Source organism: Bathymodiolus heckerae thiotrophic gill symbiont (genome assembly GCF_900128515.1).
Lineage (GTDB): Bacteria > Pseudomonadota > Gammaproteobacteria > PS1 > Pseudothioglobaceae > Thioglobus_A.
Map to the genome: position 1 here is coordinate 1 of NZ_FQTP01000083.1, position 5,952 is coordinate 5,952.

General features: G+C 37.3%; 8 protein-coding genes and 1 pseudogene. 7 read left to right on the forward strand and 2 right to left on the reverse strand.

What is annotated here, in order from left to right; all coding sequences use genetic code 11:
- Both BTHERMOSOX_RS08715 and BTHERMOSOX_RS08720 read left to right on the forward strand, forming a co-directional pair.
- Positions 1–124: pseudogene (locus BTHERMOSOX_RS08715) on the forward strand (IS1595 family transposase); the annotation flags it as partial.
- Between the two features lie 181 nt (positions 125–305).
- Positions 306–710: an SCP2 sterol-binding domain-containing protein gene (locus BTHERMOSOX_RS08720; protein ID WP_138120692.1), complete on the forward strand. Its 405-nt coding sequence runs from the start codon at positions 306–308 to the stop codon at positions 708–710.
- Positions 711–757: 47 nt separating this feature from the next.
- Here the strand turns inward: BTHERMOSOX_RS08720 and yrfG are convergent, their stop codons facing one another.
- Both yrfG and cysS read right to left on the reverse strand, forming a co-directional pair.
- Positions 758–1,447 carry a GMP/IMP nucleotidase gene (gene yrfG / locus BTHERMOSOX_RS08725; protein ID WP_138120693.1) on the reverse strand — a complete coding sequence of 230 codons (690 nt, stop codon included), beginning with the start codon at positions 1,445–1,447 and terminating at the stop codon, positions 758–760.
- Positions 1,422–2,810 carry a cysteine--tRNA ligase gene (gene cysS, locus BTHERMOSOX_RS08730; protein WP_138120694.1) on the reverse strand — a complete coding sequence of 463 codons (1,389 nt, stop codon included), beginning with the start codon at positions 2,808–2,810 and terminating at the stop codon, positions 1,422–1,424. Before cysS ends, yrfG begins: the two co-directional genes overlap by 26 nt.
- 114 nt (positions 2,811–2,924) lie before the next feature.
- Here cysS and BTHERMOSOX_RS08735 point away from each other — a divergent pair, with 114 nt between their 5' ends.
- The 5 genes from BTHERMOSOX_RS08735 to BTHERMOSOX_RS08755 all read left to right on the forward strand — a co-directional run.
- Positions 2,925–3,524, forward strand: coding sequence for a peroxiredoxin (locus tag BTHERMOSOX_RS08735; protein WP_138120695.1), 600 nt, complete (start codon positions 2,925–2,927; stop codon positions 3,522–3,524).
- A gap of 73 nt (positions 3,525–3,597) precedes the next feature.
- Positions 3,598–3,762: a rubredoxin gene (locus BTHERMOSOX_RS08740; RefSeq protein ID WP_138120696.1), complete on the forward strand. Its 165-nt coding sequence runs from the start codon at positions 3,598–3,600 to the stop codon at positions 3,760–3,762.
- 95 nt (positions 3,763–3,857) lie between these two features.
- Positions 3,858–4,925: a 3-isopropylmalate dehydrogenase gene (gene leuB / locus BTHERMOSOX_RS08745; protein ID WP_138120697.1), complete on the forward strand. Its 1,068-nt coding sequence runs from the start codon at positions 3,858–3,860 to the stop codon at positions 4,923–4,925.
- Positions 4,925–5,185 carry a glutaredoxin family protein gene (locus tag BTHERMOSOX_RS08750; RefSeq protein ID WP_138120698.1) on the forward strand — a complete coding sequence of 87 codons (261 nt, stop codon included), beginning with the start codon at positions 4,925–4,927 and terminating at the stop codon, positions 5,183–5,185. The genes leuB and BTHERMOSOX_RS08750 overlap by 1 nt, the downstream gene beginning before the upstream one ends.
- A partial coding sequence (locus BTHERMOSOX_RS08755) for an EamA family transporter (RefSeq protein WP_138120699.1) occupies positions 5,178–5,952 on the forward strand: 775 nt, incomplete at its 3' end. The genes BTHERMOSOX_RS08750 and BTHERMOSOX_RS08755, both read left to right, overlap by 8 nt.

The window sequence follows — 5,952 nt, forward strand, 5'->3', positions numbered from 1 at the left end:
AATGAATAAAAATATGTTTAATTTACACTTGAAAGAATGTGAATTTAGATTCAATAATCGCAAGCAAAATCTTTATAAGATTTTGCTTGAAATGTTCAGAAAAGAGTCGCTTAAGTTGTCATGACCCATTTTTTATATTAAATCAAGTGCTTATATTCAATGATTTTTTTTGATAAAAAATAAGCAATTTTGATACTTATTTATGGGCATAATATTGCCATTCAAAAATGAATAAACGAGAGGAGAATTTACAAAGTAAGACTGAAAAATATTACTTTGTTTAATACGATCAATAGGAGATTAACATGGCAGTATTATTTTCAAATGAGTGGATGAATCAACTTAAAGATGCATGGAATGCATCTGATGAAGTTCGCGGTAAATTAGCAGAAATTAACTTTTCATCAGTGATTGCTTGTGGTTTTAAAGGTGATGGACAGCCAACAGGTATTTTTATTGTTGAAAATGGCGAGTGCATTAGCGCAGGTGATTATAACGGTGAAAGTGTTGATTGGGACATGCGTGCTGACAAAAAAAATTGGATGAAATGGCTAGATAAGCCTTTAGGTATCGCATCTATGGGTATGGCTGTTACTATGGGTAAGCTAAAGTTTGAGAAGGGTGATTTCGGCACTATGATCAAAAACCCAAGTATGGCAACCCCATTTGTTAAAAGTTTTTCTCTAATGGCTGATATTGGTGGTGAGTAATTACTAGCTAATTAAGTTATTTAAAGCCCGCCGTCAGGCGGGTTTTTTTATGGGTGAAACTTTAGTGGCAACGCATGCTCAAAAGTTTCAATATTAACAAAACCTTTGATCTGTTTTGTGTCAATTTGAGAGCTTGGCTTGCTAATAGCAACAACCGTGCCTATGCCAAATTTTTTGGCAGAATTTAGTACGCTGATGGAGTCATCAAAAAAAATGCTTTTTTCTTTATCTAAATTAATGGCTTTTTCCAAATGCTGCCAAAATCCCTGATCTTCCTTGGCGATACCATAATCATGCGAGGTGATAATCTCATCAAAATAGCTTTCTAAATTGGTTACACGCATTTTTAACTGAACTGTTTTTCGATGTGCATTGGTGACTAAATAAATACGTTTATTGTGCTGCTTGGCTTGAGCTAAAAAATCAAGCACAAAAGGATGAATTTTAATCAAATGTGAGACATCTTCTTTCAGTTTAACAATGTCTAATTTAAATATATTTTGCCAATAATCTAGGCAGTACCAATGTAGGTTTCCCTGCTCTTTCTCCAGCATTGGGCGAATTTTATCCTTGGACTGTTGATGGGTTAGGTTGTGTTTATTAGCGTACACCAAAGGCAAGTACTCCAACCAAAAGTGCAAATCAAAATTAAGATCTAGCAGGGTGCCATCCATATCAAGCAGAATGGTGTCAATTGATGCCCAGTTAATATTATTTTCTACGCCAGCCTGTGCCATTTGCACCATCCTCTAAAACAATACCAAGAGCGGTTAGCTCATCACGGATTTGATCCGATAAGGCGAAGTTTTTATTAACTCTAGCTTCATTCCTAGCTTTAATTTTGTTATCAATGTCTGTATCATCCAATTCTACACCTTGCTTCAAGAAAGCATCCGCATCCATTTGTAAGATGCCAATATAGCCACCCAGTTTAATCAGCAATTGTGCTAATGCACTGGCTTGATCAATGTCCTTGTCACGCTCAGAATTAATCAATTTGGCCAATTCAAATAAAACGCTTAAAGCAATAGATGTATTAAAATCATCATCCAAGGCTTGATTAAATTTTGACTCAAAGTCAAAGCGTTGTGAGACTTCTTCTAAAGCTGCATCACTAGCATGCAAGCCACGAATAGCGGTGTATAGGCGTGTTAGCGAAGATTTGGCATTATCGAGATTACTGTCTGAAAAATTAAGTGGCGAGCGATAATGAGAGCTCATAATAAAGTAGCGCAATGTTTCACCATCATAATTTTCTAGTACACCACGAATGGTGAAAAAATTATTCAGCGATTTACTCATTTTTTCATCGTTGATATTAACGAAGCCAACATGCATCCAGGTATTTACAAAGCTGCAATTATTAGCGCCTTCAGATTGGGCAATTTCATTTTCATGATGTGGAAATGATAAATCCATACCGCCACCGTGAATATCAAAATGATTACCTAAGTGATGTGTTGACATTGCTGAACATTCAATGTGCCAGCCAGGTCTACCATCTCCCCAAGGGGATTCCCAGTTTGGTTCGTTAGTTTTAGCCATTTTCCAAAGAACAAAATCAAGCGGATCTTTTTTGTCAGAATTGACATCAACTCTCGCACCCGCTTCTAAATCATCTAAATTTTTACCACTAAGCTTGCCGTAGTTAGCAAATTTTCGTACCGAGTAATAGACATCACCATTTTTGGCCTGATAAGCAATGCCTTTTTCAATTAATGATTCGATCATATAAAACATTTGATCCATCGCATCTGTTGCACGCGGTTCAATATTAGGCTCTAGAATGCCTAGTGCACGCTCATCCTCATGCATAGCGTCAATAAAGCGATTGGTTAATTTATAAATATCTTCTTTGTTTTCAATAGCGCGAGCAATGATCTTATCATCAATATCGGTAATATTGCGCACATAAGTTACATTCGGAAAATTACGTCGTAGATGGCGCGTAATCACATCAAACATCACTAAAACACGTGCATGGCCCATATGACAATAATCATAAACCGTCATACCGCAAACGTACATTCCAACTTTGTCAGGATCAATCGGATGAAAAACTTCTTTTTGCTTACTCAGCGTGTTGTAAATTTTAAGCATGGCGCTATTTTAATCTAAATAGGTCCAGATATACAAACCCTTATTTTTTATAGGTATTGATGGCAGGCATTGTTGTATAATCCATGGGTTTATTAATTAATTTTCGGAGAAAATATGAGCGTTTTAGTCACACAACAAGCACCAGATTTCACAGCAGCTGCTGTTCTTGCCAACGGTAGTATCGTTGACGATTTTCAACTGTCTAGCCTTAAAGGCAAGAAGATCATGTTGTTCTTCTATCCATTAGATTTTACCTTTGTTTGCCCTTCTGAAATTTTAGCGCATCATCACCGTATTGCAAAGTTTGCCGATAAAGGTGTTGAAGTCGTAGGTGTTTCTGTGGATTCGCAGTTTACACATAATGCGTGGCGTAATACAGATCCTAAAGATGGCGGCTTGGGTGTAATCGATTTTCCATTAGTGGCTGATACAGATCATTCTATTATGGAAGCTTACGGCATCGTGCATCCAGCAGGAATCGCACTTCGTGCATCATTTTTAATTGATGAAGAATTTACGGTTCGTCATCAAGTGGTTAATGATTTACCTCTCGGTAGAGATGTTGATGAAATGCTACGCATGGTTGATGCGCTTGATTTCCATACACAGCACGGTGAAGTTTGCCCTGCTGGCTGGCAAAAAGGCGACGAAGGTATGAAGGACACACCAGCAGGTGTAGCTGATTATTTATCAAAGCATGCTGACGATTTATAAATAGCAGTTTTGATGTAGCGAAAAGGGAGTGGTTACACTCCCTTTTTTATGATTTAAAAATTAGAAAAAAAATATGAAAACGTATAAATGTTTGGTTTGTGGTTGGGTTTATGATGAAGCAAAAGGTTCGCCAAAAGAAAATATTGAGCCAGGAACAAAATGGGATGACGTGCCAGAAGATTGGGTTTGTCCTGATTGTGGCGTGACCAAAGATCAGTTTGATATGGTTGAAATTTAAAGCGATTATCTTTTTACTTTGTTGTAATAAAAAATATTTTTCGCAGCTCTATATTAGTAAAATAGACTTTTAAGTTTTTTTAAACAGGAAATAAAATGTCAAAAGTATTAGTATTGCCAGGTGATGGCATCGGCCAGGAAATTGTCGATCAAGCATTAAAGGTGATTAATCATCTTAATCAAAATGACAACTTAGGCATGGAGTTAGTCCATGGTTTAATTGGCGGTACTGCTTATGATGAAACTGGCTCGCCACTACCACAAGCAACACTCGATGCAGCTAAACAATGTGATTCTATTTTGTTAGGTGCCGTTGGTGGCTACCAATGGGAAGCGTTAGATCGTGATCTTCGTCCTGAACGTGGCCTTTTGGGTTTGCGCGCAGAAATGGATTTATTCTCAAACCTGCGTCCTGCGATTTTATACCCACAGCTTGCAAGCGCTTCTACACTTAAAGAGGAAATTGTTTCCGGTCTAGATTTAATGATTGTTCGTGAGCTGGTATCAGGTATTTATTTTGGTCAGCCACGTGGCATTGAAATGCGTGATGGCGAGCGTTTTGGTTTTAATAGTGCAACCTATTCTGAATCTGAAATTCGCCGTATTGGTCACTCAGCTTTCAAAATTGCACAAAAACGCGGCGGTCGCGTTTGTTCTGTCGATAAAGCCAATGTGTTAGAAGTGTGCGAGTTATGGCGTGAAGTGATGATCGAGGTAGCCAAAGAATATTCAGATGTTGAGCTTTCTCATATGTATGTGGATAACGCAGCCATGCAATTGGTTAAAGCACCAAAGCAATTTGATGTCATGGTTACATCGAATCTGTTTGGCGATGTGTTGTCAGATTGTGCAGCAATGTTAACCGGCTCAATTGGTATGTTGCCTTCTGCTTCTTTAAATAAAGAAGGCTTTGGCATGTATGAACCAATCCATGGCTCTGCACCTAATATTGCCGGCCAAGACATTGCTAATCCACTAGCAACAATTTTGTCAGTTTCAATGATGCTACGTTATTCACTTGATCAAATTGAACTTGCTGACAAAATTGACATGGCAGTTAATACGGTGCTTGATCAAGGTTACCGCACAGCAGATATTGCTGCAGACGGCGATACGGTTGTTGGTACTAATAAAATTGGCGATCTTGTGGTTGAGGCGCTGTAATGGATATCGTTGTTTACTCAACCAATACTTGTCCAATTTGCGTTAAAACCAAAGAGTTATTAGATAAGTGGAACTTGCCCTTTGAACAAAAGATGATTGATGAGGATCGAGCTGTAATGGCAGAATTTACAATTAGTCACTTACTAATGCACCCAAAGGAAGTACTCTTGGGGTATAAGTTCCCGCCTTTTCAAATTCCTTACGCCTCGACTTTGATGAAAATTACAACTTATATCCACTATAATAATTTGTATGAATAGAGTGGATTTAATCAAAGGTATTCTTGTTGCGGCAATTTGGGGTATTAATTTTTCTATCATTAAACTTGGACTTAATACAATAGATCCTTTTGTATTGACAGGACTAAGATTTTCTTTAGCAGCTATTCCACTTATATTTTTCATTCCTAAACCTGATGTGCCAATATCAGCAATCGCGCTATACGGCCTATTATTTGGTGTTGGTTTATGGGGTGTGGTTAATCTAGGTATATTCCTAGGATTAAGTGCTGGGGTTGCTTCATTGTTACTACAATTTAGTGCGTTTATAACACTATTTTTGGGCTATCTATTTTTTAAAGAACTCCTGCATTGGCGTCAATATATTGGCATGCTCATATCAATGCTGGGTTTATTATTTGTCGTTCAAATTACCGATGGTAGTGCACCACTAATAGGCATTATTTGTGTATTTATTGCAGCTATTAGCTGGGCATTTAGTAATGTTATTATCAAAAAATACCAGCCAAAAAACATGCTTTCATTTGTAGTTTGGGGTAGTGCTTTTGCACCATTACCATTATTTTTAATGGCTTATATCAATAGTGGTAGTGCTGTATTTTTAGATTTAGTCAATATGGGCTCTACTGGCGTATTCTCAATTGTATTCCAAGCTTATATCACCACTCTGTTTGGTTACTATATTTGGAATGGTTTAATGGCTAAATACCCTGTTTCTCAAGTAGCGCCATTATCATTATTAATACCTATATTTGGTTTATTAGGCTCTTACATTATGTTTGATGAAA